This is a genomic window from Streptomyces lincolnensis, from assembly GCF_021173675.1.
GTDB classification, from domain to species: domain Bacteria; phylum Actinomycetota; class Actinomycetes; order Streptomycetales; family Streptomycetaceae; genus Streptomyces; species Streptomyces lincolnensis_B.
This window is the reverse complement of the sequence record NZ_JAIHON010000006.1, coordinates 695,169-719,278: the sequence shown is the minus strand read 5'-3', so window position 1 is coordinate 719,278 and position 24,110 is coordinate 695,169. Positions and strand designations below refer to the sequence as shown.

Here is a 24,110-nt window from a genome sequence, read left to right as displayed (position 1 = left end):
CCGGCGACATGAGGCACCCCAGCCGTGGGCGTCGTGGCCGCCCACGGCGGTGAGGGGACGGGGCGGGGGGTGTCCGCCCGCAGCGGCCGGCGTCCGACACGCAGCACAGCTAAAAGCCACAGTTCCGCCGGACCGAGGACGGACACCCCCCGACCCGGCCCCGACCCACCCACCCACCGGACCGTAGGCGCTACGCGCACCCCCACCGGACCCGCACAGCGCGCCGCAGGTACCCCCGGGCTACGACAGCCGCTTCCGGGCCCGCTCGCCCTCCAGCGGCGGAGCCAGGACGCTCCCGTGTGTCCGGCACTCGGGGCGCCGGCAGTCCTCCGGAGGCCGCCGTACGGTCAAGAAGGCCACCACGGCCCCCACGACCAGCACACCCGCGCACAGCGCCATCGCCCGCCCGAACGCCTCGTCGAAGGCCGTGGGCGACCGGTACGCCTCCTCGCCCATCCCGGTGAGCAACGGCAGCGCGGCCACCGCGATCAGGCCGGCCGCGCGGGCCGCCGCGTTGTTGATGCCGCTGGCCAGCCCCGCCCGAGCCGTGCTCACGGAGCCCAGCACGGTCGCGGTCAGCGGCGCGACCAGCGTGACCAGGCCGAGCCCCAGAACCAGCAGCGCGGGCAGCACGTCCACGACGTACGACGCGCCCGGCCCGACCCGCAGCATCAGCAGCATCCCGGCGGCGGCCAGCAGCGGCCCCACGGTCAGCGGGATCCGCGGTCCGATCCGCTCCCCCAGCTCGCCGGAGCGGGCGGAGAGCAGCAGCATCAGGACGGTCGTCGGCAGCAGGGCCACTCCGGCGCCGAGGGCGGAGTACCCGACCACGACCTGCAACTGGAGCGCGGCGAGGAAGAAGAACCCACCGAGAGCGGCATACACGCACAGCGTCACCAGGTTCACCGCAGTGAACTGCCGGGACGCGAAGATGTCGGGCGGCATCATCGGATCGGCCTGCCGCTTCTCGACGTACACGAAGGCCACGGCGGCGCCCAGCCCCGCGACGGCCGTGAGCGCGACGGCCACCGTGCCCGCGCGGGCCTCGATCAGCGCGTACGTGATCAGCGCGAGGGCCACCGCCCCCAGCCCGGCGCCCAGGACGTCGAAGCGGGTGTGCGCCCGCCCGTCCCCCGACTCGGGAACGTGCCGCAGGGCGACCGGCACGCACACCAGCGCGAGTGGCACGTTCAGCAGGAACACCCACCGCCAGCCGGGCCCGTCCACCAGCCAGCCGCCCACGAACGGCCCGACGGCCGCCCCGACCCCGCCGAACCCGGACCACAGCCCGACGGCCCGCCCCCGATCGTCGGGATGAAAGGACGCCTGGATCAGCGCCAGCGACCCGGGAGTGAGCAGCGCGCCCCCCACCCCCTGCAAGGCCCGCGCGGCGATCAGCACCTCGGCGTTCGGCGCGAGCCCGCACAGCAGGGAGGCGACCGCGAACCACACCACGCCCACCACGAAGACCTTGCGGCGCCCGTACCGGTCCCCCAGGGACCCGCCGAGCAGGATCAGCCCGGCCAGCGTGAGCATGTACGCGTTGACGGTCCACTGGAGAGCGGCCAGGTCCGCGTCGAGATCCCGTCCGATCCGCGGCAGGGCGACATTGACGACGGTCGAGTCCAGCAGCGCCATGCTGGAGCCGAGGATGGTGGTCAGCAGGATCCATTTGCCCCGCGACGAGGCCAACCGGACATCGGACATGCCCCAGGTATACAGCGAGCCCGGTGCCGTAGCACCGGGCTCACCCGAAACAGAACGACTACACGCGTGACGTACACACGTGACGGCTACTTGATCTTCGTGCCCGCCGACCGCAGGTTCTGCGTGGCCTCGACGACGCGCGCGGCCATCGACGCCTCGGCCAGCTTGCCCCAGGTGCGGGGGTCGTAGGTCTTCTTGGAGCCGACCTCGCCGTCGACCTTGAGGACACCGTCGTAGTTCTTGAACATGTGGTCGGCGACGGGACGCGTGAAGGCGTACTGCGTGTCCGTGTCGATGTTCATCTTGACGACGCCGTTCTCCAGGGCGGTGCGGATCTCCTCCTCGGTGGAGCCGGAGCCGCCGTGGAAGACGAAGTCGAACGGCTGGGACCCGGCCGGCTTGCCGTACTTGGCGGCGACGCCGTCGTTCAGCTCCTTGAGCAGGTCGGGCCGCAGGACGACGTTGCCCGGCTTGTAGACACCGTGGACGTTGCCGAAGGAGGCGGCGAGCAGGTAGCGCCCCTTCTCACCGAGCCCGAGCGCCTCGACCGTACGCACGGCGTCGTCGACCGTGGTGTACAGAGAGTCGTTGATCTCGTGGGAGACGCCGTCCTCCTCGCCACCGGTCGGGGTGATCTCGACCTCGAGGATGATCCTGGCGGCGCGGGCGCGCTCCAGGAGCTCCTGGGCGATGGAGAGGTTGTCGGCGAGGGTCTCGGCGGAACCGTCCCACATGTGGGACTGGAACAGCGGGTTGCCGCCGGCCTTGACGCGCTCCTCGGAGACGGCGAGCAGCGGCCGTACGTACCCGTCGAGCTTGTCCTTCGGGCAGTGGTCGGTGTGCAGGGCGACGGTGACCGGGTACTTCTCGGCGACGATGTGCGCGAACTCGGCGAGGGCCACGGAACCCGTGACCATCTCCTTGCTGTACTGGCCGCCCAGGAACTCGGCACCACCGGTGGAGATCTGGATGATGCCGTCGCTCTCGGCCTCCGCGAAGCCGCGCAGCGCAGCGTGCAGGGTCTGGGTCGAGGTCACGTTGATGGCCGGGTAGGCGAACTTGCCTGCCTTCGCCCGGTCGAGCATCTCGTTGTAGACCTCGGGGGTTGCGATCGGCATGTGTCCGCTCCTTGTATGTGCGGGTGGGCGTACTGCGTACGGCTTCTTCTTACGGCCCTGACCTAGACCTGGGGATGCGACGTCATCGTCGTCCCCATCTTTCCAGACATGCGCGGATGGTCCACGCGCCGGTCAAGTCCAGGTCAAAGTGGTCCGTCAGTCCAGCCCCAGTTCATCCTTCGAGAAGGCGAACAGGTACGGCACACCCGCGCCCTGCTGGATCTTCTCGGCGGCGCCGGTGGCCCGGTCCACGATCGTCGCCACGGCGACGACCTCGGCGCCGGCCTCGCGCACGGCCTCGACCGCGGTGAGCGGGGAGCCGCCGGTGGTGGAGGTGTCCTCGACGACGAGCACGCGCCGCCCGGCGATGTCCGGGCCCTCGACCCGCCGCTGCAGCCCGTGCGCCTTGGCGGCCTTGCGTACGACGAAGGCGTCCAGGCGCTGCCCGCGCGCGGCGGCCGCGTGCAGCATGGCGCCGGCGACGGGGTCGGCGCCCATGGTGAGCCCACCGACCGCGTCGAAGTCCAGCTCCGCGGTCAGGTCGAGCAGCACCTGACCGACGAGCGGGGCGGCCTCGCCGTCGAGGGTGATGCGGCGCAGGTCGACGTAGTAGTCGGCCTCCAGACCCGACGACAGGGTCACCTTGCCGTGCACCACGGCCTTGTCCTTGATCTGTTGCAGCAGCGCGCCGCGGACGTCAGTCATGCGGCCAGCTTAGAGGCGCTCAGAGACGGCGCCAGGACCAGGTCGTGGTGGCCTCCAGCGGCTCCAGGGGCGTGACCAGGCGCGGCAGCGTGTTCAGTCCGTTCGGCGGCCCGGTCTGCGGCTCCACGCACACCGCGGCCTCCTGCTCGTCGTAGACGACGACCCACTCCTCGCGGCTGGCCACCTTCAGCTCAAGCCGCTCCGGCCAGGTGAGGGTGACGTCGACGCCGCCGGGCATTCCGAAGCAGTCGTCCCAGGGCCCCGGCTTCGGGTCGAGCCGGTTGCCGGTGGGCAGGTGGTCCTCCCCGCGCTCCTCCTGCCAGGCGGGCGAGAAGTCGAGTTCTACGTCGGCCCCCTCGACGGTCCGGTTGAACCAGGGGTGCCAGCCGATCTGGGCCGGGAAGGAGGAGTCGTACGTCTCCACGGCCATGGTGAGCGTCAGCGTGTCCCCGGTGAGCGCGACGACCTGCGTGACCCGGCCGGGGTGGGGCCACGGCTCGACCAGGTCGTACGTGATCACCGCCTCGTCCGCCGTCACCCGGGCCGTGCGCCAGGCGCCGTCCCGGGCGGTGCCGTGGATGGCGTGCGGCGGCGAGTTCAGCGGCATCTGGCGCACGGTGGTCCCGTCCCGGAACCGTCCCTCCCGGATCCGCCCGCACCACGGCACCATCGGGAAGCAGCCGAACCGCTCCCCCTGCCGCAGCAGCTGCGTCCCCCCGACCCGAAGCCCGCCGATCCGCCCGCCGTTCCCCGGCTGCACGATCACTTCCGCGTCACCCGCGGTCAGCACGATGTCGTCACTCACGGGACGACCCTACTGCGGCGATCAAAGGGGTGGTGGGGGGCGGGGGTTGGGACGGCACGGCGGGGCGGGGGACTCAGCGCCGCCGACGCAGCGCGCGTCCCACCACGATCGCCGACGCCAGCACCACCGCCGCGGCGGGCGCCGCCCACCGCAGTGTCTGGTTCGGGACGGACGTCTGCGGCGCGGGCACGGGCGCGTACCGCCCCCTCGGGGGTGCGTGGTCGACCTCCTCCGCGCTGCGCCCGATCATCGTCCGCCGCGCGTGCGCGGCCTCCGCGGCGGGTCCGGCGGAGGCGGTGAAGTCTTCGGTGAGGTCTTCGAGCGGGGCCGGGGGCGCCTCGGCGTCGAAGACGGGGGCGGGGTCGGGGTCCGGCGCGACCGGCTCGGGTTCGGCCTCCGCCGCAGCCTCGGTTTCCGGCGCGGCCTCGGTTTCCGTAGCCTCGACCTGCGCTCCCGCCCCCGCCCCCAGATGCTCCGCGAAACGGGTCAGCAGGCGGCTCGCGGCCGACGCGACCGCGTCCGCCGGCAGCTCGGTGACCCGTCCGTCCGCGGAGGCCGTCCCCTCGAACGTGAGCGCGGTCCCGCCCTCCGCGTCCCGCAGCCGCAGCGTGAGCGCCAGCTTCACGACCCCGGTGCCGCGCGCCTCCACGGCGTCCCCTTCGACGGCGTACGACCCGTCGTCCTGCCCGGAGACCCGTACCGAGCCGCGGTAGGTGATCGAGTGACTGCCGACGCGGACCTTGAGCCGCCCGGTGACGGGCTCGGCGCCGACGTCCTGTTGGAGCCCGGGGACCGCCCGGGCGACCTGTGCGGGGTCGGCCAGCGCCTCCCTGAGCCGCTCGGCCGGAACCGGAACGAACACCTCATGCTCCATGTCGACGGAGCCTACCCAGTGGGGGCGGTCGTGCACCCCCCGTTGGTGCAAAGTGACCGCGCGTCTGGGTGGCTGGGGGCTGCCGCCCCCAGACCCCCGCTGTCGGCCCTGAAGGGGCCTCGTCCTCAATCGCCGGACAGGCTGAGGGTGCCTGGACCGGCGTTGAAAGCTGCCGTCCGCACCACCCTCAATACCGCGGATGCGCCAGCGTCGACACCGGCACCCCCACCACCCGCGTCCGCGCCGCCGCCCGCGCGTCGGCCGTCAGGCGTGCCTGGTGCAGGGCGGGGCAGGGGGCGGGGGACGCGAGGACGAAGCCCCAGTCGTGGGCGGCCCGGGACGCGCCCGTCGTGCGGTCGGGGCCCGCCGCGAAGGCGGAGGCGCGGCCGCCGACGCGGAAGGGGACGGTGTGGAGCCCGGCGGCGCGCATGGTGGCGTCCACGGTCCAGAAGACCCGTGGGCGGGAGGCGACGGGCCCGGCGTGCACGAGGATCCGCCCGTGGTCGGTCAGGACCCGTCGGACCAGCCCGTAGAACTCCCGCGAGTACAGCTTCGTGCTCGCGGTGATGCCCGGGTCGGGCAGGTCGGCGACGACCACGTCGTACGTCGCCGACGGCATCCGGCGCAGTGCGCCGAAGGCGTCCGCCGTGGTCACGTGGACGCGCGCGTCGCCGTAGACATGGCCGTTCAGCGCGGCGAGGGCCGGGTCGCTGCGGGCGAGCCGGACGACCTCCTCGTCGAGTTCGACGATGTCGACGTGGTCGACGCCCGGGTGGCGCAGGACCTCGCGCGCGGCGAGGCCGTCGCCGCCGCCGAGGATGAGCACGCGCGCGTGGGGGCCGTTCATCGCGGGGTGGACCAGGGCCTCGTGGTAGCGGTGCTCGTCGCGTCCGCTGACCCGGAGCCGGCCGTCGAGGAAGAGGTCGAGGGAGCGGCCGTCGGTGCCACCGGTGAGGACGATCTCCTGGACCTCGCTCTGGACCGCCACCCGTACGTCCTCGCCGTACACCGCGTGCCGCGCGGCCCGTTCGAAGTCGTCGACGAGGACGGCGGCCGTGGCGAGGAGGGCCAGGACGGTGACGTTGGCGAGGAGCAGCAGGCGGCGGGCGCGGCGGGTGAGGTCGCCGCGGAACAGGCCGAGGACGAGGGCGCCGCCGGCCATCACGTTGACCGTGCCGGTGAGCAGCGCACCGGTCAGCTGGCCGAGCCAGGGCAGCAGGAGGAAGGGGAACGCCAGGCCGCCGACCAGCGCGCCGACGTAGTCCGCGGCGAACAGGTCGGCCACCGCACCGCCCGCGTCCTGTCGCCGGATGCGCTGGATGAGCTCCATCAGCAGCGGGACCTCGGCGCCGATGAGCAGGCCGATGGCGAGGGAGAAGGCGACCAGGAGGCAGCGCGGGGCGCTCTCCCACACCCCGCCCCAGGCGCCGGTCCACGCGAAGACGGCGTACAGGGTCATCGCGCTGCAGCCGCCGACGAGGGCCAGGGCCGCCTCCAGCGCGCCGAAGGCGGCCGCCGCCCGCCACCGCAGCCGTTTCGCGGCGAGCGAGCCGATGCCCATCGCGAAGACCATGACCGACAGCACGACGGAGGCCTGGGTGACCGAGTCGCCGATCAAGTACGTGGCCAGGGCGACCAGTTCGAGTTCGTACACCAGTCCGCAGGCGGCGCAGACGAAGACGCAGGCGAGGACGAGGAACCGGCCCGTGCCGGGGCCGACGGGCAGCCGCGCGGGGCCCGCCCAGGGCGGCGTGGTGCCGGGTGGGGCGGGCGCGTGCGGTTCGATCACGCTGCGACGTTACGTCACTGCGACGGCACGCTTCGTCACCCACACGTGTGGAACTGTCGGTCAGTTGGGCACCCCGCGTTTAACCCCCTCACACCCGGGACGGCTCTCACATCCGGGACGGACCTCCCACCCGGAACGGCCCTCACACCGCGCACGCCCCTCACACCCCGGACGGGCTGAGGGACACCGGCCGCGGGAGGTGGCGTGCCGCCGCTGTCCGTACGCCCACCCGGGACCGGGTGGCCACCAGTTGGCCGTCCTGCGGGTACGCGTGCCAGGTGCGCCAGTGGACCTGGCCCTCGTGACGCTGGGCGAGCATCGCGGTGAAGGCGTGCGGGCTGCCGGGGAAGACGCCGGCCAGGCCGTGGGGATGGTCGGAGACCAGGGCCAGCAACTCCTGGGCGCGGCCCGCGAACTGGCCCGGGGAGAGGACCTCGACACGGGCGGCGAACTCGTACTCCCAGTCGCCGACCCGCTTGGCCACACCCAGCGGCAGCGGTGTGCTGCTACCCGGGATGCAGGCCACCGTCTCCGAACAACTGCCCTGTTCCTCCTCCAGGAGCACCTGGTGGGACGCGCCGAGCAGTCTCAACTGAAGCTTGGCACATGTCAGTTCGAGGTCGAGCGTGGCGAGGGCGGGCAGCGGCTCGCGCCCCAGGGCCCAGGCGAGGTCGGCCGCGCGCGTGTCGGTGTAAGCGGTGTTCAGGGTCGTGAGCATGGGTCGGCTCCGCAAGCACGCAAAGAAAAGGGAGGAAGGGAGTGGTGGATCCGGCGCACCCCGGTCGGCACCGGGGAGTTCGGCCCGGTCGGCCCAGTCGGAGGCGTCACCGGCACCCTCAAGGGTCAGGGAGGGCGTCGGTGGGACGTCCGAGGGGCCGCGTTGGTGATTTAGAGGGAATCATGAACAGTGGCGCCACCACAGCGTTTTTACCCAACTTCGTGGGGTTTCCATCCCTCAGAGGGCTCCACAGCTCAACTGTTCAACCATGGCGTGCGCCGGGGCGGCCGGAGCGTGCGCCGGAGCGGTGCCGGGGTCGTCACAAGCCGTTGCCGGCGGGCGTATGAACCGATGAGCGCGCTCACCCGCGCGGCATATGGCGGGGGCGTGGTCACCGGTCCGGTCCCGGGTCCACACCCGGCTCCAGATCCGTTGACCACGCCCCCGCTCCCCCGTTCCCCCCGCTCCCCCGTCCCCCGTCCCCCGTCCCCCGTTCCGGATGCGGTTCCCCCTTCCGGGAGCTCAGCTGCCCCGTGTCAGCTGCCTCCCCCGCATCCGCCCCCGCCGCCACCTCCCCCTCCGCAGGACGACGAGCCGCCCCCGCAGGAGTGGCCCGAGGAGCCGCAGGACGAGCCGCCGCCGCTGTCGCCGCCGCCGGCCCACCAGCTGTTGTGGCTGTCGCTGCTTCCGCTGCCGTTGTGGCTGCCGCGGCTGTGCGACCGCGCGTACCGCTGGGACCGCTGCCGGCGCCCGGAACCCACGATTCCCAGCACGAGCAGAGCCATGAACAGGACCAGCAGGATGATGCCGATTGCCATGGGCATGACGTCACCCTCCTTTCGTGCAGCTCCCCCGAAGCGGCCCCCCGTGGGCGCCTCACCAGCTGCGTGAACGGGGGATGCCCGGCCCGCTCACGGCCCAAAGCAGAGTTGAGGAACTTCTGAGCTGTGAGTACCGGGGCGGCGCGGGGCGGGACGCACGGCGAGTTGAGGAAGCCCGGAGCTTGGGCGCAGGATGACCGGCATGACCTCCAGCACACGTCCCCACCTCAATCGCCGTCTCGCCGAGTTCGGGACGACGATCTTCGCCGAGATGTCCGCCCTGGCCGTGCGGACCGGCGCGATCAACCTGGGCCAGGGCTTTCCCGACACGGACGGCCCCGAGGAGGTCAGGGAGGCCGCCGTCCGCGCGCTGCGCGCGGGCCACGGCAACCAGTACCCGCCCGGCCCCGGCATCCCCGAGCTGCGCACCGCGATCAGCGCGCACCAGCAGCGCCGCTACGGCCTGTCCTTCGACCCGGACACCGAGGTCCTGGTCACGGCGGGGGCCACGGAGGCCATCGCCGCCTCGCTGCTCGCCCTGCTGGAGCCCGGCGACGAGGTCGTCGCCCTGGAGCCGTACTACGACTCCTACGCGGCCTGCATCGCCATGGCGGGCGGCAAGCGGGTCCCGGTGACCCTGCGCCCGCACGAGGACTCCTTCCGCCTGGACCTCGACGAGCTGCGCGCCGCCGTCACCGACCGCACCCGCCTGCTGCTGGTCAACACGCCGCACAACCCGACGGGCACCGTCCTCACCCGCGAGGAACTGACCGCGATCGCCGAGCTCGCCGTCGAGCGGGACCTGCTCGTCGTCACGGACGAGGTCTACGAGCACCTGGTCTTCGGCGAGGCCGAGCACCTGCCCCTCGCCGGCTTCCCGGGGATGCGCGAGCGGACGGTGACCATCGGTTCCGCCGGCAAGACCTTCTCCTTCACCGGCTGGAAGGTCGGCTGGGTGACGGCGGCCCCGGAACTGGTCGCGGCGGTCCGCTCGGCGAAGCAGTTCCTGACCTACGTCTCCTCGGGACCGTTCCAGTACGCGGTCGCCGAAGCGCTCGCTCTCCCCGACAGCTACTTCACCGCGTTCCGCGACGACATGCTCGCCAAGCGCGACCTGCTCGCGACCGGTCTCGCCGAAGCGGGCTTCAAGGTCTTCCGCCCCGCCGGCACGTACTTCGTCACCACCGACATCCGCCCCCTCGGCACCGCCCTCTCCCAGGAGGGCGACGGCTTCGCCTTCTGCCGCGCCCTGCCGGAGCGGGCCGGTGTGGTCGCGATCCCCAACGCGGTCTTCTACGACCACCGCGACGCCGGCGCCCCCTTCGTACGGTTCGCCTTCTGCAAGCGGACCGAGGTGCTGGAGGAAGCGGTCAAGCGTCTCAAGGCACTCGCCTGAGCGCACCCGCCCGGACGCCCCCGCCGGAACACCCTCGCCCGAGCGCCCTCGCCCGCGCCGCTCGAACGCCGGACGCGCGAGAGCCCGGCCCCGGCACCCGACCGTGATGGCCGGTGCCCTGGCCGGGCTCTCGTGCGTCCGCGGGCCTACTCCTCGTCGCCGGAGTCCTCGGGCTTCTCCGCGTCGTTGACCTCCTGCTCGAGGCCGAGCTGCTCGACGAGCCACTTGTCGAACTCGATGGCGGCGCGCACCCAGCTGACGGTGGAGGAGACGAAGTGCTCCAGGCTGACGCCGGTGCCGATCAGCATCTGCGCCTCGCCGATCAGGCGGACGGTGCCGTCGTCATGGGTGTGGCTGTAGACCTTGGGCCACAGGGTCCGCCGGTTCCAGTCGTCGATGGACTCCAGCAGCAGCGGCTTCTCGTCGATCTTGTGGGGGCGGTCGTAGAACGTGCGCACCGAGAAGACCTGCTGGTCTCCCTCACCACGGAACATGAAGTACGTACGGAACTGCTCCCACGGCGCCGCGAGGTCACCCTCGTCGTCGACGACATACTTCAGCTCCATCTGGTCGAGGAGCTGCTTCACAAGATCCTGATCCGGGACGACGGGGCCCGCCGGTCCTTGGGGCTGCGGCTCGGGCTGGCCCCCGAAGTTCGGAATCGAGGACGGGTCGATGGTCACCGTGAATTTCCCTTCGTACGGATCCCGCCATCCTCCCCCATCCGGGGAGGGGGGTGGCAAGCCCCGACAGATCCTGTCAGCCCAGGGCTGACAGGATCTGGCCCCTCATACCCGACCGGTCGTACCCGGCCGGGTCAGCCGTGGACCAGCGCGGTGCCCTGGAGCTCCTGGGTGATGGCTCCCTTGTCGTCGCCCACGATGTCGTAGACGATCGTGGCGTCCGCGGACCAGTACAGCTCGCCGTCGTAGACCTGGGACGGGGCGACGCAGGTGTTCGACGCGGTGTCGTAGGACCAGAAGGGGTTGTCGTTGACCTTCGCGGTCAGGTCGCAGGTCTTCTTGGTGATGACCTCGTCCGGCTCGTTCGGGCCGAGCCGCGCCTCGGAACGCGTCGTGATCTTGAAGCTGGTGAAGCGGGTCGAGTGGTCGCCGATCTGGTCGACGGCCAGCTTCCAGTAGACGACCGACTTGGCCTGGAAGCCGCCCTGGTCGAGGTTGGCCGCGCCGTTGTTGTCGACGATGTACGTCGTCTTCGGCTTCGCGCCGGGGAAGGTGACGTCGAACTGGGACGTCGCGGACCAGGCGGCCGCCGGGGAGGCCATCAGGACGCCCAGGGCGACGGCGGACGACGCGAGACCGGCTGCGGTCAGGAGCTTGCGCATGCACATTCCTTCTCTGCTGAAGTGTCGCAACAGGCATGCGGGGGCGCGCGGCGGCGCAAGGTGATGTGCGTGGACGTTCCCCCGTGAAGCACGCGCCCGGGCCGGAGTGATCAGGTCCGCCTCAAGACGCCCGGTCACTGTAAGCACCGCATGGACATGCCCACAGAGGATTTATGGCCGTGGCCGGGAACCGCCGTCCCGAACCGGAACGGCGGCTCACGCTTCCCGGGCCTTGCCGCCCGCTCCGCGATCTATGAAGTTTCCGTGAAGCGGAGGGCCGGAAGGTGTGCGAGTGACTCGTGTGGTTGGCCGAAAACGATCACCCGCGGACTGAGGAAGACGGAGGATTCCGCCCCCGTCAGAGCGTCTTGCCGGTCGCCGGTCCCACGATCAGGCCGTCGCCGAAGGCGTCCACGCGGACCGTGTCGCCGTCCTTGACCTCGCCGGAGAGGATCTCCTTGGCGAGGCGGTCGCCGATGGCGGTCTGGACGAGCCGGCGCAGCGGGCGGGCGCCGTAGGCCGGGTCGTTGCCCTCGTCGGCGAGCCAGGTCAGGGCCTCCTCGCTGATCTCCAGCGTGAGGCGCCGCTCGGCCAGCCGCTTGGCGAGCCGGTCGATCTGGAGCCGGGCGATCCGGGCCAGCTCGTCCTTGGTCAGCGCGGAGAAGACGACCAGGTCGTCCAGGCGGTTGAGGAACTCCGGCTTGAAGGCGGTGCGGACCACCTCCAGGACCTGTTCCTTCTTCTCCTGCTCACTGGTGATCGGGTCCACCAGGAACTGGCTGCCCAGGTTGGACGTCAGCACCAGGATCGCGTTGCGGAAGTCCACCGTGCGGCCCTGACCGTCCGTCAGGCGGCCGTCGTCCAGCACCTGGAGCAGGATGTCGAAGACCTCCGGGTGCGCCTTCTCCACCTCGTCCAGGAGCACCACGCTGTACGGCCGCCTGCGCACCGCCTCGGTCAGCTGGCCGCCCTCCTCGTAGCCGATGTAGCCGGGGGGCGCGCCGACGAGCCGGGCGACGCTGTGCTTCTCGCCGTACTCCGACATGTCGATGCGGACCATCGCCCGCTCGTCGTCGAAGAGGAAGTCGGCCAGCGCCTTGGCCAGTTCGGTCTTGCCGACGCCCGTCGGGCCCAGGAAGAGGAAGGAGCCGGTCGGGCGGTCGGGGTCCGCGATCCCGGCCCGGGTCCGCCGTACGGCGTCCGAGACGGCCTGCACGGCCTCGCTCTGACCGATGAGCCGCTTGCCCAACTCCTCCTCCATGCGCAGGAGTTTCTGCGTCTCGCCCTCCAGGAGGCGCCCCGCGGGGATACCGGTCCAGGCGGCGACCGTGTCGGCGATGTCGTCGGGGCCGACCTCCTCCTTGACCATGGTGTCCTTGGCGGCCTCCTCCTCGGCCTGCGAGGCGGCCTCCAGGTCCCGTTCCAGGGTGGGGATCTCGCCGTAGAGCAGCTTGGAGGCGGTGTCGAAGTCGCCGTCGCGCTGGGCCCGTTCGGCCTGGCCGCGCAACTCGTCCAGCTTCTCCTTCAGTTCGCCCACGCGGTTGAGGGACTGCTTCTCCTTCTCCCAGCGGGCGGTCAGGCCGCGCAGCTCCTCCTCCTTGTCGGCGAGGTCGCGGCGCAGTCGTTCCAGGCGCTCGCGGGAAGCCGGGTCGGTCTCCTTCTCCAGCGCCAGCTCCTCCATCTTCAACCGGTCGACGGCACGCTGGAGTTCGTCGATCTCCACGGGCGAGGAGTCGATCTCCATACGGAGGCGGGAGGCCGCCTCGTCGACCAGGTCGATGGCCTTGTCGGGCAGGAAGCGGGAGGTGATGTACCGGTCGGAGAGCGTGGCGGCCGCGACGAGCGCGCTGTCCGCGATCACGACCTTGTGGTGCGCCTCGTAGCGCCCCTTGAGGCCGCGCAGGATCGCGATGGTGTCCTCGACGGTCGGCTCCGCGACCAGCACCTGCTGGAAACGGCGCTCCAGGGCGGGGTCCTTCTCGATCCGCTCCCGGTACTCGTCCAGCGTGGTCGCGCCCACCATGCGCAGCTCGCCGCGCGCGAGCATGGGCTTGAGCATGTTCCCGGCGTCCATGGCGGAGTCCCCGCCGGCGCCCGCGCCCACGACGGTGTGCAGCTCGTCGATGAAGGTGATGATCTGCCCGTCGGAGTCCTTGATCTCCGCGAGGACCGTCTTCAGCCGCTCCTCGAACTCGCCCCGGTACTTGGCGCCGGCGACCATGGCCCCGAGGTCGAGCGCGACGAGCCGCTTGTCCTTGAGGGACTCGGGCACGTCGCCCTTCACGATCCGTTGCGCCAGCCCCTCGACCACGGCGGTCTTGCCCACGCCCGGCTCGCCGATGAGGACGGGGTTGTTCTTCGTACGACGGGACAGCACCTGGACGACCCGGCGGATCTCCTGGTCCCGCCCGATGACCGGGTCGAGCTTGCCCTCCCGTGCGGCGGCCGTGAAGTCGGTCCCGAACTTCTCCAGGGCCTTGTACTGGCCCTCCGGATCGGCTGTGGTCACCCGGCGTCCTCCCCTCGCTCGCTGGAAGGCCTCCTGAAGCTTCTTGGCGGTGGCCCCCTGCCCGGAGAGTACGTCCCCGGCCGGGCCGCCCTTCGCGGCGATCCCGAGGAGCAGGTGCTCGGTGGAGAGGTATTCGTCGCCGAGGTCCTGGGCGCGGGCCTGCGCGTCGGCGATCACGGCGAGCAGTTCGCGGTTGGGCTGCGGGGGCGCGACGGTGGACCCGGTCACGCTGGGCAGCGCGGCGAGGGCCTTCTCGGCGCTGGCGCGCACGGCCGCCTGGTCGGCGTCGACGGCGGCCAGCAGGTCCACGATGTTCTCGTTGTCCTGGCCCTGGAGCAGCGCCAGGAGCAGATGGGCGGGGGTGAGGTCCGGGTGCCCCTCGGACACGGCCCGATTCCCGGCCGCGTTGATGGCGTCCCGGCTCCGGTTGGTCAGCTCGGCGTCCACGTTCGCGTTCTCCTCCTACGTCTCCGTCACGTCTCCGTCAGCGGTCTGCCGCAACTCCCAGTGCTGACTCGGTCAACGTACACAAAGTTGAGTCTATTCCACTCAAGGCGGAGTCCGGGAGGCCGGGGGAAGCTAGGTTCCGGGCCATGAGCAGACACTCCCAGGATCCGGGTGCCCCCGACGCGCCGTATCTCAGCTTCTGGCGGGAACGGCACCTGTGCACGCTGACGACACCACGCCCGGACGGCAGTCCGCACGTGGTGCCCGTCGGGGTGACATACGACCCTCGGGCCCGGACGGCTCGGGTGATCGCCAACAAATCCAGTACGAAGGTGGCCAATGTGTTGGCCGCCGGCCCCGAGGGCGCACGGGTGGCGGTCTGCCAGGTGGCGGGGCGGCGCTGGGCGACCCTGGAGGGCCGCGCCTTCGTCCGCACCGAACCGGAGCGGGTGGCGGAGGCGGTGCGGCGCTACGCCGAGCGCTACGAGCGCACACCCTCGCCGAACCCGGACCGCGTGGTGATCGAGATCGAACTGACGCGGGCCATGGGGAACGGCTGAGCCGACGACCCGGTGCAGGATGGGACAAGGTGGCCGAGAACGCGCGCACCCCGCGCGGGCACCGGAAAAAGCACGAGCGGTCGGTAAAACCGAACCATGATCGATTGCTTTGAGCCACGACCCGGTACGGCCCGGCGGTGCCGATGTCCGCATATTTCCCACAAACTGCAGCGGCGTCACCGTGTTCAGGTCACGGTGACGCCGCTGCGGGGGGAAGCACCTGAGCGATCTGTTACGACGGGGGAATCGCGTCAGGCACTGCGGGGGGTGGCTATGGTCCGGGGGGCCGGGGCGTCCGGCTCCACCAGGCGATGGTCACGCTGGTCCAGATTCACAAAGATCATTCCGTACCGGATGGCACACCGCACGGGCTGGGGCGCCCCGCGCGGCCGCCGCAGGCACCGGTAGGCCCGTACGTCCTCGTCCTCGTCCCGCGTCACGACGACCGGCTCTCCGAAGACCGTCACCATCAGTGAGTCACCGGCGTGGGGGATCGCGGTGACCAGGTCGATGAAGTGCCAGCCGGAGCGGTAGGCGGTTGCCATTTCGCGGCGGAAGGAGCGGTCGTCGGGTGGAGTGGTCACGTCGTCAGCTCCCGGCGCTGTCGTCGGTGCCGACCGCCGCGTCGCTCCCGCCGTCCACGGTGGAAACGACCACCGCCGGCCACTTGCTGTCCGCCTCGACGTCGCCCTTCGTACCAGAGATGCCACTCAGCGTTCCGATGGCAACAACGGTGGAGAAGGCGGCGACAAGTACCGAGCGAAGCAATCTCTTACTCATAGTCGGCTTCGTCCTCACTTGAAGGTCCCCTCTTCCCCCGTCGAGTACGACGATGGCTCATTCAGGCACGTCATGGCCACACAATCGGTGCATCATGTTCCTGCATGTTCAGGACCCTGGGGGGTGGAGATTTAGTGGCGAATCGGGTGAAGGTGACACATCCCCATGCGGTAACCGAACTGTGTGAGGAAGGTGGCCGACTTTACGCGGAGGCTCTACGCAAGGGACGCATATCCCGTGCGGACGCGGAAGCGGCTCCCTGTCTGGCAGAACTGGATCTACTGCTCCCCGATCCGGACGATCCCGACTGGTTGCGCCCCATCCCCCCGGCGCTCGCGTTGACCCAACGGCTTGATCCCATCGAACGGGAGATAGCCGAACGCAGGCGCCGGTCAATCGAACTGTCCGAAGCTTTTGAGCCGTTCATGACCCTGGGCACCCAGCTGACGGCGTCCGCCCACTCGATCTCGGTCCTGGAGGGCGGTGACCGCATCAACGCGGCCCTCAACTTGGCCACGGGCCAGTGCCAGAGCGAGATGCTCACCATCCAGCCGACCAACCGCTTCTCCGAGCGCAGCATCGTCCAGGGCCTGGAGCGGGACAGGCCTCTGATCGAGCGCGGGGTCCGCATCCGGACCCTGTACCAACACACGGTCCGCTACGACGCCGAGCGGCTGGCCTACGTGGAGCAGCTCTCCGCCGGCAAGGTGGAGTACCGCACCATCGACGAACTGGTCGAGCGCCTCATCATCTGCGACGAGACCGTCGCCTTCATCCCGATACGGGACGACCAGCAGGTGGCCATGGAGATCCGGCACCCCGGGCTCGTTCGCTATCTGATCAGGGTGTTCGAGTTCATGTGGGGCCGGGCCGTCCAGCTCACCGCGGGCGCCCCCTACGAGACCGCTCCCGACGGCATCACCGAGATCCAGCACTCCATCGCCAAGCTCCTGGTCGAGGGCCATGTCGACGAAGCCATAGCCCGCCGCCTGGGCATGAACGTGCGCACCTGCCGCGCCCATATAGCCAAGCTCGCCACGGCGCTGGGCAGCGGAAGCCGGGCCCAGCTCGGCTACCTCATCGCGCAGTCCGGGATCCTGAACCAGGAAGACTGACACCAAAGGTCCCAAGGGGAGGGGCACAGTGACCCCGGCACCACACCCGGAACACGGCGCGGAAGACCTGTGCGCGGCAGGGATACAGCTGTACGAACATGCTCTGCGCGAGGGGCATGTGACCAGTTCCGACGCCGAGACGGCACCCTGCCTGCTCGACCTCGGCCTGCTGTATCCCGCGATCACGGATGTGACCAGGCTGGAACCGCTCACCCCCGTCGTCGCCCTCCAGCAGATGCTGCGCGACAGCGGCGAGCGGATCGCCGACGAGCGGCGACGCGAGGCCCGTCTCGCGGAGGTGTTCGAACCGCTCATGCGGATCGGCGGCCGGCGTTCGGGCACCGAGGGCGCCCCCATGGTCAGTGTGCTCAGCGGCTACGACCGCATCGGGCAGGCCATCGGCCAGGCAATGGCCGAGAGCTCCAGCGAGGTTCTCACCATCCAGCCGCACACCGGGCACCGGCTCGCCCACGTGCTCCCCGCCATCCATACCGAAGCACTCGCCCGCGACCAGGACTTTCTCGACCGAGGCGGCCGTATCCGCACCCTCTACCAGCACACCCTGCGCAACGCACCGTCCATCGCCGCCCGCTACGAACAACTGCGCGGAGACGTGGAGGCCCGCACCCTCGACGAGGTGACCGACCGTCTCATCGTCACCGACCGCACCGTCGCCTTCATCCCCGCCAGCAAGGACCGCTCGCTCGCCCTGGAAATCCGCCACCCGGCCATGGTCGGCTTTCTCGCCACCGCCTTCGACCGCCTCTGGCGCCTCGCCACCCCCATGCACCCCCAAGCTGTCCAACGCCCCACCCTCAACGGCATCACCCCCCGCCAACGAGCCATCGCCACCCTCCTCATCGAGGGCCACACTGACGCCGCGATAGCCGAGCGGCTCGGGATGAACATCCGCACCGCCCGCGTGCACGTCGCCAAACTCGCGGCGACCCTCGGCAGCGAGAGCCGGGCCCAGCTCGGCTACCTCATCGCGCAGTCGGGGATCCTGAACCAGGAAGGCTGACACCAAGGGTCCCAAGGAGAGGGGGCACAGTGACCTCGGCACCACATCCGGAGCACTGCGCGGAAGACCTGTGCGCGGCAGGGATGCAGTTGTACGAACGCGCCCTGCGCGAGGGACATGTGAGCGGCGCCGACGCCGAGACGGCACCCTGCCTGGTCGACTTCGGCCTGCTGTACCCCACGGCCATGGACCTGAGCAGGTTGAAGCCGATCGCGCCTGTGGCGGCCCTTCACCGAATGCTGCGCGGTACGGGGGACCGTATCGCCGAGGAGCGCCGCCGCGAAGCCCGGCTGGCGGAAGCGTTCGAACCACTCATGCGGATCGACGCACGGCTCACCGGCACCGACGACTCCCCGGGTATCCACGTCCTGAGCGGGTTCGACCAGATCAACAATGCCATCACCGAGGCTGTGTCCGAGGCATCCGAAGAAGTGCTCACCATCCAGCCCCACCCCACGCACATCCGTAAATCCTCCGACCGCCATCGCGAAGCCCTGCTCCGCGACCAGGACTTCCTCGACCGCGGTGGCCGCATGCGCACCCTCTACCAGCACACCCTGCGCAACGCGCCCTCCATCGTCGCCCGCTACGAACAACTGCGCGGAGACGTGGAGGCCCGCACCCTGGACGAGGTAACCGACCGGCTCCTCGTCACCGACCGCAGAGTCGCCTTCATCCCGGCCAGCAAGGACCGCTCAGTCGCCCTGGAGGTCCGCCACCCCGCCATGGTCGGCTTCCTGGCCACGGCGTTCGACCGCCTCTGGCGCCTCGCCACCCCCATGTACCCCCAGGCAGTCCAGCGCCCCACCCTCAACGGCATCACCCCTCGCCAGCACGCCATCGCCACCCTCCTCATCGAAGGCCACACTGACGCCGCGATAGCCGAGCGGCTCGGGATGAACATCCGCACCGCCCGCGTGCACGTCGCCAAACTCGCGGCGACCCTCGGCAGCGAGAGCCGGGCCCAACTCGGCTACCTCATCGCGCAGTCGGGGATCCTGAACCAGGAAGACTGAGGGGGCGGCTGCCGTCGGCCGGGCGTGGCGGTCCGACCAGTCCCACTTGGGCGATCCGCACCCCCAGCTGCGTGCGGCTCGACGCGCCGAGGGTCTCCGACAGGCGGGCGATGTGGGCACGGCAGGTGCGGACGCTTATGCCGAGCCGTTCCGCGATGACCGCGTCCTGGTGCCCCTCGGCCAGCAGCGCGGCGATGGACTGCTCGCGGTGGGAGATGCCCTCGATGCCGGTGTCGGGGAGCGGGGCGGTCACCGGGATCGCGAGGCGCCACAGCCGCTCGAAGACGGTGACCAGGTACTCGACCAGCGCCGGGTGACGCAGCTCCAGCGCGAGGGTGCGGTCGGCGTTGGCCGGTATGAAGGCGACCGTGCGGTCGAAGAGGATGAGCCGGTCGATGACCTCGTCCAGAGTGCGGGCCTGCACCGTGCCGCCCATCAGCTCCAGGTAGTTGAGCAGGCCCTGGCCGTGCCGGGCCACGTGGGTGTAGAGATCGCGCATGCGAACGCCACGGCCGCGCAGCGCGAGCGCCCGGTGCAGCCCCTCGGTGAGTTCGTCCTCGGGGCGGATCCCGCCGGGCTGGACGGTGAGGACCTCCGTGGTGCACGCCTCGGTCGCCTCGTCCATCGCGGCCTGGATGCGGGAGAGCCCGTCCAGGACCCGGATCGCGGAGCCCTCCCCGACGGCCGCGAGCGGGCTCCGGCCGCCGAGACCGGCGTACCACTCGAAGGCCGCCACCGCCGAGCCCACCCGGCGCTGGCTGGCGCTGACCTCGTCGTACACCCCGCGCAGCAGCCGGGTCATGACCTCCTGCGGTGCTGTGGGCACCAGCCAGTCCATGTCGTCGGGGTCGGGGTGGAGCAGGGCCAACTCCAGTAGACAGGGCACCTGTTCCGCCTCACCGCGCGGTACGCGTCCGCGGCGTACGGCCCGGGAGTACACCCGGTCCCCGGCCGCGCACAGCCGGTCGGCACCGTGAGGGTGCTCGTCCCTCCCCCTCCCGCCCATCTCCCACCCCTGGCTGCCGTCCTTGCTGCACCAGATCCTGCAGTGCCGCGCTCTGCGCAGCGCGTTCATGGGCAACGGCCCATGACTTAGCTTCCGCAGCGCAACTATGCGCGGAGGGGCTTGCCTCCGCAACACGGTCTGGGTCTCCCTGACCGGTCACCCGACTTTATGCGCAATAAATATACCCATATATAAATCTTTGCACCTTTCATCCCCCCTGCACATCAGACATATGCAACATGATGAGGCTACCTCCACGTGCACATACCACGGCATTGTTCATTGAGGGCGCACTGCCCCGCGTCACCCGCTCGGGAATTACCGAGTTGGCGACACCTGAAGCAGGACTGATCACTCCCACGAAAGGAGACTCCCAGAATGGGAGTAAAGCGGAAGGCAGGCTGGCTACTTGTCGCCAGCACGGCCTTGGGCGCCAGCATTTTCACGGCGCCGCAAGCGGTAGCAGATCCAGCCGACTGCACCGGTACCACGCCAACAATCACACTGTCGAGCGACGCGAGACTTTCCGCCGGAATTTCGGCGTTCTGCAGCGTCAGCAAAAGCAGATACTACCGTGGCGAAATAAAGTGGGACAAGAACTTCGCCCCGGATCCACTCACGTCGAGCTACACCGACCATGACTACAAACTGTACGACGCAGGTCACCGCACCTGCGACAACCAGAACACGCGCAAGTACTACTCCCGCGGCTTCTTCACATCCGGCTCGGACTATCACGACTCAGCTCACCGTGACCTGACCGTCGGATGCTAGTCCGGAACCCGTGAAGGAGAAGTTCATGAGAGGCACACGAAAGATAGCCAGCGTCGTGGCGCTGTCTGTCGCATCGTTCGGCCTGAGCATCGCGGCCGCAACCGTCGCGGCGGCGGACCCGGCCGGCTGCGAAGCAACCAAGACAACGGTAGGCCTCACGGACAACGGCCGGGTCTACGGTGAAGGCTTCGGCTCGTGCGACATCACGGCACTTCGCTACTTCCGAGCCGAAGTGAAGTGGGACAAGGCATTTTCGCCGGACCCGCTTGTGGCTTCGAGGACTGTGTCCGGCAGGACGAACTGGCACGGATACGTGGCCACCTGCGACAACGGCAACACCAGGGGGTACTACGGAAGGACCTTCTGGACTACGGGAAGTGATTACCACGACTCGGCTCCACGGGACATTCGCGCCTGCTAGTAACACAGGGGCGTAAATCGGACCACCATGCAGAAGGGTAGTTGGAGAGTAGTGGAACCTGCAGTTTCGGCGAAAGGCTTGGTCCAGCGATACGGCCGCAAGGTTGTGCTGAGAAATTTAGACCTGGCGGTGCGCAGTAAAGGGGTCACCGGGATCGTCGGACCGAACGGTGCAGGAAAGACCACGCTACTTTCCACCGTGGCTACCCTGATGCAGCCGGCGGGTGGGGAGATGTCCATCATTGGCCTGAACCCCACCCGTCGTCAGGAGCGGAAGGAGATACGCCGACGCAGCTCGTTCCTTCCGCAATCGTTCGGATACATCCCGAAATTCACAGTGAAGGAATTCGTAGGATACGCAGGGTGGCTCAAAGGAATACCATCCGCCCGGATGGATCAAGCAGTCAGTGACGCCATCGACCACGTCTCGCTGACCGAGAAGGCTGACCAGCCGATGGGACGTCTGTCCGGCGGGATGATCCGACGAGCCGGTATCGCCTCCGCCCTCGTCAACTCCCCTGAGGTCCTCATTCTCGACGAGCCGACCGTCGGGCTGGACCCACGGCAGCGCCTTGACTTCCGCAACGTGCTAAAGGGATTGGGAGAGACGAGCACTGTCCTCCTGAGCACCCACCTCATCGAGGACATCGCCGCCACCTGCAAGGACGTTCTGGTGATTCAAGATGGAGCGGTCATGTTCAGCGGCGACACCGAGGAACTTGCGCAATTGGGCGACGTGACAGGCGAAGGACAGTCCCCCCTCGAACGCGGCTATGCAGCCCTGATGGGAGAGGGCGATCCGTCGTGAAAAGCGCGTTCTTCACCGAGGTTCGACGCAGCCCAATGCTCTACGCCCTTCCGATCCTCATCTTCCTTTGCGGAATGGCCGCATGGCGCTCGCTTATCCCCGGAGTCAACACCTGGGACGCCAACTCCCTGGCGATCCTCAGCGGCATACAACTTCTCGGCCCCGTCGCCGCCGGCATCTCCTGCTGGATCTCGCAACGCGAGCGGCAGCGGCGCCTCGCGTATCTCCGAATACTCTCCGATGAACGAAACGGTCTCGTGCCGGTCATCCAGCTGGCCTCTGCCGTTACGTGGACCGTCGGAGCCGTGCTCTTCGTCTACGCGGCACTCGCGATTCAGACGATCTACGTCGGCGGATACGGCAGTATTTCAGCGAGCGCCCTCTTCTCGGCCTGCATGGGCGCAGCAGTCCACGCAGCCTTCGGATACTTGGCCGGTTGGCTCATCCCCCGAACTGTCGTCGCACCAGTCGTCGCGCTGGTCGCCTACCTGTACATCGTGCTCAACCTGGACTACCCGGGTTCCTGGTTCTACCTTCTCGCACCGGTCACAAGCGAGCGTCCCAGCGTCTTCGTCGAGTGGCAGCCCAACATCTTCCTCGCGCAAGGCGCCTGGCTCGCATGTGTCCTGATCCTTCTCGCTGCACTATGCGCTATCTCCAGCATGCCCAGGAAGATCTACCTTGCGGCGGGCGGCACCAGCTTGGCGCTGGCCCTCTGTTTCGGCCTGATAATGCAGTCCTATGACGGACACGTCTTCGCCGGTGGGTTCGCGCGCCCTAAACCCGTATGCAAGGGCCAAAGTCCAACGGTCTGCGTGCACCCCGCATTCAAGAACTCGGCTCAACCCGTGAGCAACGCATTTCACCAACTGGCCGCACGCTTCGGTACGTCTCCGCTGGCCTTCGACCGCTTGGAGCAGAGGGCCACAGGGGACTTCTCTCCCCTCCCCAAGGGAACCCTCAGAGTCACACTCGATGACGAGGCACCCGGCTACACGGACCTCGCCCGCAACTACTTCGTGACAGACTTGGTCGATCAGGCAGCTTGCAGTCGCAGGAAGGACATCGAGGGACGGGCCTACACAGAAGTCGTGAGCGCTTGGCTTCTCGACACTCAAATACGACTCCCTTCCCGTTTCCGGGACGCCGAGCAGAAATTCCGCAACGCGACCGAGGAGAAACGACGCGAGTGGTTCGGCCAGCACGTCAACGACTTCAGAACGTGCGGACTGTCCTCCCAGAGTTTTGACACAGTTTCGTGACCCGCCTCGCCTCACGCAGCTACCTGTCCTTTCTCCGGGCACGTAGCGTCGGAACGTCTCTCGCCGTCATCGCTGCGGTGAGTGCCGTCTCACTGCTGGCCGGCGAAAACCTCATCGATCTCAGCGTCGGAAGCGGCGCGGGAGTCCCCTATGCCACACTCGCGCCGGCCATGTCGGGAAGTCTGATCGCGGCCTCTGCCCGCAGTGGCTTGTTCGGACAGGAGCAGTTGGCCTGCAGAAACTTGTGGGTCCCCCGCGCCGCACTGCTCCTCGGGATGGTCCTGTGGGCCGTGGCATGGGCGGCAATCGCCCAACCGACACTTCCCAACTCGCCCGGGGACATTGCTGCAGTCCGCAACGTCGTCGGATTCACAGGACTGGGACTGATCGCCAGCCGCATCATCGGCGGTCGGCTAGCGTGGATCGCGCCGATCAGCATGGCGATCGCCGCGCTGACCTTGGCCAGTTCCAGCGGACAGTCCCGTGGCGCCGCGCTCGTATGGCCACTGACCGCCGACGGCAACGTCACCGCGGCTCTCGTAGCTCTCACGTTGTTCGCGGTGGGTGCAGGGGTCGTCATCGCACAGGGAACACGCGAGCGGGAGACAGACGCAGGGGAATGATGTCGGCAGACCTCAGCCATTGTTCACAGACCTGTGGACGACGAACTCGACGCGACGGGATACTGATCACATGCCCGAATTGATGTCAGAGGACGCGATTCGAGACCTCGCACGGTGCGCGGGCGAAGCACGGTCCTTGCACCACCACGAAGTCTTCCCCGTACACGTGCTCCTCTGCATCGCTCACCACGAGAGCGATGCGAGCAGCCTGCTGGCGGCGGCGGGAGCCGAGTACCCGGCCCTGCACGCGGCACTGGCGGCCCGTCAACCGGCCGGCAAGCCGAGCACCAAGCGAGAGCTCTCGTGGTCCATCTCCATGGAGCACATCCTCCAGCTCTCCCAGAGCTACACCAAGAAGTACTTCACCTCGGGCCACTTGCTGGCCCTGATCCTGGACAACGACGAGGACAGCGTCACGCTGCTGCGCGAGTGCGGCCTGAACGTCCCAGAATTCCGAGCCACACTCGCTCAACATCTGGGTGACGCCTGAA

General features: G+C 69.2%; 25 protein-coding genes. 11 read left to right on the top strand and 14 right to left on the bottom strand.

The annotated features are described in order from the left end of the window. Positions 1–240: 240 nt before the first annotated feature. The 8 genes from K4B79_RS20945 to K4B79_RS20910 form a co-directional block, all read right to left on the bottom strand. Positions 241–1,707, bottom strand: coding sequence for an MFS transporter (locus tag K4B79_RS20945; RefSeq protein ID WP_232028322.1), 1,467 nt, complete (start codon positions 1,705–1,707; stop codon positions 241–243). 86 nt (positions 1,708–1,793) lie between these two features. Then, the gene (gene fbaA / locus K4B79_RS20940) at positions 1,794–2,825 is read right to left on the bottom strand and encodes a class II fructose-bisphosphate aldolase (RefSeq protein ID WP_232028321.1); all 1,032 of its coding nucleotides are present in this window, start codon (positions 2,823–2,825) and stop codon (positions 1,794–1,796) included. A 156-nt stretch (positions 2,826–2,981) separates the two neighbouring features. After that, positions 2,982–3,530 carry an orotate phosphoribosyltransferase gene (gene pyrE, locus K4B79_RS20935; RefSeq protein ID WP_232028320.1) on the bottom strand — a complete coding sequence of 183 codons (549 nt, stop codon included), beginning with the start codon at positions 3,528–3,530 and terminating at the stop codon, positions 2,982–2,984. Positions 3,531–3,549: 19 nt separating this feature from the next. Continuing rightward, entirely contained in the window at positions 3,550–4,335 is a 786-nt protein-coding gene (locus K4B79_RS20930) for an aldose epimerase family protein (RefSeq protein ID WP_232028319.1), read from the bottom strand. Between the two features lie 73 nt (positions 4,336–4,408). Next, complete coding sequence (locus tag K4B79_RS20925) at positions 4,409–5,209, bottom strand: SRPBCC domain-containing protein (RefSeq protein WP_232028318.1); 801 nt, start codon at positions 5,207–5,209, stop codon at positions 4,409–4,411. A 187-nt stretch (positions 5,210–5,396) separates the two neighbouring features. Next, positions 5,397–6,998 carry a polyamine aminopropyltransferase gene (locus K4B79_RS20920; protein ID WP_232028317.1) on the bottom strand — a complete coding sequence of 534 codons (1,602 nt, stop codon included), beginning with the start codon at positions 6,996–6,998 and terminating at the stop codon, positions 5,397–5,399. A 160-nt stretch (positions 6,999–7,158) separates the two neighbouring features. Next, entirely contained in the window at positions 7,159–7,716 is a 558-nt protein-coding gene (locus tag K4B79_RS20915; RefSeq protein WP_232028316.1) for a DUF2617 family protein, read from the bottom strand. Between the two features lie 536 nt (positions 7,717–8,252). Next, complete coding sequence (locus K4B79_RS20910; protein WP_232028315.1) at positions 8,253–8,540, bottom strand: hypothetical protein; 288 nt, start codon at positions 8,538–8,540, stop codon at positions 8,253–8,255. Between the two features lie 190 nt (positions 8,541–8,730). Between K4B79_RS20910 and K4B79_RS20905 the strand changes: the two genes are divergently transcribed. Then, positions 8,731–9,933 (top strand): pyridoxal phosphate-dependent aminotransferase, encoded by a 1,203-nt coding sequence (locus tag K4B79_RS20905; RefSeq protein WP_232028314.1) that lies wholly within the window; start codon positions 8,731–8,733, stop codon positions 9,931–9,933. Positions 9,934–10,079: 146 nt separating this feature from the next. Here the strand turns inward: K4B79_RS20905 and K4B79_RS20900 are convergent, their stop codons facing one another. The 3 genes from K4B79_RS20900 to clpB form a co-directional block, all read right to left on the bottom strand. Beyond that, positions 10,080–10,616 (bottom strand): YbjN domain-containing protein, encoded by a 537-nt coding sequence (locus K4B79_RS20900; protein WP_067437049.1) that lies wholly within the window; start codon positions 10,614–10,616, stop codon positions 10,080–10,082. 134 nt (positions 10,617–10,750) lie between these two features. After that, complete coding sequence (locus tag K4B79_RS20895; RefSeq protein ID WP_232028313.1) at positions 10,751–11,278, bottom strand: hypothetical protein; 528 nt, start codon at positions 11,276–11,278, stop codon at positions 10,751–10,753. Positions 11,279–11,636: 358 nt separating this feature from the next. Beyond that, on the bottom strand, positions 11,637–14,234 hold the full coding sequence (clpB, locus tag K4B79_RS20890) for an ATP-dependent chaperone ClpB (protein WP_232028312.1): 2,598 nt from the start codon (positions 14,232–14,234) through the stop codon (positions 11,637–11,639). 146 nt (positions 14,235–14,380) lie between these two features. Between clpB and K4B79_RS20885 the strand changes: the two genes are divergently transcribed. Beyond that, complete coding sequence (locus K4B79_RS20885; protein ID WP_232028311.1) at positions 14,381–14,794, top strand: pyridoxamine 5'-phosphate oxidase family protein; 414 nt, start codon at positions 14,381–14,383, stop codon at positions 14,792–14,794. Positions 14,795–15,045: 251 nt separating this feature from the next. Here K4B79_RS20885 and K4B79_RS20880 read toward each other — a convergent pair whose 3' ends face one another. After that, positions 15,046–15,378, bottom strand: a complete 333-nt coding sequence (locus tag K4B79_RS20880; protein ID WP_232028310.1) for a hypothetical protein — start codon at positions 15,376–15,378, stop codon at positions 15,046–15,048. A 4-nt stretch (positions 15,379–15,382) separates the two neighbouring features. Further along, positions 15,383–15,574 carry a hypothetical protein gene (locus K4B79_RS20875; RefSeq protein ID WP_232028309.1) on the bottom strand — a complete coding sequence of 64 codons (192 nt, stop codon included), beginning with the start codon at positions 15,572–15,574 and terminating at the stop codon, positions 15,383–15,385. Positions 15,575–15,678: 104 nt separating this feature from the next. Between K4B79_RS20875 and K4B79_RS20870 the strand changes: the two genes are divergently transcribed. The 3 genes from K4B79_RS20870 to K4B79_RS20860 are packed head-to-tail and all read left to right on the top strand — an operon-like array spanning position 15,679 to position 18,726. Next, positions 15,679–16,689: a helix-turn-helix transcriptional regulator gene (locus tag K4B79_RS20870; RefSeq protein ID WP_232028308.1), complete on the top strand. Its 1,011-nt coding sequence runs from the start codon at positions 15,679–15,681 to the stop codon at positions 16,687–16,689. Between the two features lie 28 nt (positions 16,690–16,717). Then, complete coding sequence (locus tag K4B79_RS20865) at positions 16,718–17,710, top strand: helix-turn-helix transcriptional regulator (RefSeq protein ID WP_232028307.1); 993 nt, start codon at positions 16,718–16,720, stop codon at positions 17,708–17,710. A 29-nt stretch (positions 17,711–17,739) separates the two neighbouring features. After that, complete coding sequence (locus K4B79_RS20860; protein ID WP_232028306.1) at positions 17,740–18,726, top strand: helix-turn-helix transcriptional regulator; 987 nt, start codon at positions 17,740–17,742, stop codon at positions 18,724–18,726. Here K4B79_RS20860 and K4B79_RS20855 read toward each other — a convergent pair. Next, positions 18,689–19,732, bottom strand: a complete 1,044-nt coding sequence (locus tag K4B79_RS20855) for a helix-turn-helix transcriptional regulator (protein WP_232028361.1) — start codon at positions 19,730–19,732, stop codon at positions 18,689–18,691. The two genes, K4B79_RS20860 and K4B79_RS20855, sit on opposite strands and share 38 nt — an antisense overlap. Positions 19,733–20,110: 378 nt before the next feature. Between K4B79_RS20855 and K4B79_RS20850 the strand changes: the two genes are divergently transcribed. From K4B79_RS20850 to K4B79_RS20825, 6 genes are all read left to right on the top strand, one after another. Continuing rightward, positions 20,111–20,506: a hypothetical protein gene (locus tag K4B79_RS20850; RefSeq protein WP_232028305.1), complete on the top strand. Its 396-nt coding sequence runs from the start codon at positions 20,111–20,113 to the stop codon at positions 20,504–20,506. Positions 20,507–20,516: 10 nt separating this feature from the next. Next, entirely contained in the window at positions 20,517–20,927 is a 411-nt protein-coding gene (locus K4B79_RS20845) for a hypothetical protein (RefSeq protein WP_232028304.1), read from the top strand. Between the two features lie 27 nt (positions 20,928–20,954). Continuing rightward, positions 20,955–21,734, top strand: coding sequence for an ATP-binding cassette domain-containing protein (locus K4B79_RS20840; protein ID WP_232028303.1), 780 nt, complete (start codon positions 20,955–20,957; stop codon positions 21,732–21,734). Continuing rightward, positions 21,731–22,996, top strand: a complete 1,266-nt coding sequence (locus K4B79_RS20835) for a hypothetical protein (protein ID WP_232028302.1) — start codon at positions 21,731–21,733, stop codon at positions 22,994–22,996. The genes K4B79_RS20840 and K4B79_RS20835 overlap by 4 nt, the downstream gene beginning before the upstream one ends. Beyond that, complete coding sequence (locus K4B79_RS20830) at positions 22,993–23,619, top strand: hypothetical protein (RefSeq protein ID WP_232028301.1); 627 nt, start codon at positions 22,993–22,995, stop codon at positions 23,617–23,619. Before K4B79_RS20835 ends, K4B79_RS20830 begins: the two co-directional genes overlap by 4 nt. Positions 23,620–23,689: 70 nt before the next feature. Beyond that, positions 23,690–24,109, top strand: a complete 420-nt coding sequence (locus K4B79_RS20825; protein WP_308280451.1) for a Clp protease N-terminal domain-containing protein — start codon at positions 23,690–23,692, stop codon at positions 24,107–24,109. Position 24,110 lies beyond the last annotated feature (1 nt).

Excerpts from the sequence above, each read along its gene's own strand:
- K4B79_RS20945 (WP_232028322.1), bottom strand. The coding sequence starts at position 1,707 with ATGTCCGATGTCCGGTTGGCCTCGTCGCGGGGCAAATGGATCCTGCTG.
- fbaA (WP_232028321.1), bottom strand. The coding sequence starts at position 2,825 with ATGCCGATCGCAACCCCCGAGGTCTACAACGAGATGCTCGACCGGGCG.
- pyrE (WP_232028320.1), bottom strand. The coding sequence starts at position 3,530 with ATGACTGACGTCCGCGGCGCGCTGCTGCAACAGATCAAGGACAAGGCC.
- K4B79_RS20925 (WP_232028318.1), bottom strand. The coding sequence starts at position 5,209 with ATGGAGCATGAGGTGTTCGTTCCGGTTCCGGCCGAGCGGCTCAGGGAG.
- K4B79_RS20915 (WP_232028316.1), bottom strand. The coding sequence starts at position 7,716 with ATGCTCACGACCCTGAACACCGCTTACACCGACACGCGCGCGGCCGAC.
- K4B79_RS20910 (WP_232028315.1), bottom strand. The coding sequence starts at position 8,540 with ATGCCCATGGCAATCGGCATCATCCTGCTGGTCCTGTTCATGGCTCTG.
- K4B79_RS20905 (WP_232028314.1), top strand. The coding sequence starts at position 8,731 with ATGACCGGCATGACCTCCAGCACACGTCCCCACCTCAATCGCCGTCTC.
- K4B79_RS20895 (WP_232028313.1), bottom strand. The coding sequence starts at position 11,278 with ATGCGCAAGCTCCTGACCGCAGCCGGTCTCGCGTCGTCCGCCGTCGCC.
- K4B79_RS20885 (WP_232028311.1), top strand. The coding sequence starts at position 14,381 with ATGAGCAGACACTCCCAGGATCCGGGTGCCCCCGACGCGCCGTATCTC.
- K4B79_RS20875 (WP_232028309.1), bottom strand. The coding sequence starts at position 15,574 with ATGAGTAAGAGATTGCTTCGCTCGGTACTTGTCGCCGCCTTCTCCACC.
- K4B79_RS20870 (WP_232028308.1), top strand. The coding sequence starts at position 15,679 with ATGTTCAGGACCCTGGGGGGTGGAGATTTAGTGGCGAATCGGGTGAAG.
- K4B79_RS20855 (WP_232028361.1), bottom strand. The coding sequence starts at position 19,732 with ATGGGCGGGAGGGGGAGGGACGAGCACCCTCACGGTGCCGACCGGCTG.
- K4B79_RS20850 (WP_232028305.1), top strand. The coding sequence starts at position 20,111 with ATGGGAGTAAAGCGGAAGGCAGGCTGGCTACTTGTCGCCAGCACGGCC.
- K4B79_RS20840 (WP_232028303.1), top strand. The coding sequence starts at position 20,955 with ATGCAGAAGGGTAGTTGGAGAGTAGTGGAACCTGCAGTTTCGGCGAAA.
- K4B79_RS20825 (WP_308280451.1), top strand. The coding sequence starts at position 23,690 with ATGCCCGAATTGATGTCAGAGGACGCGATTCGAGACCTCGCACGGTGC.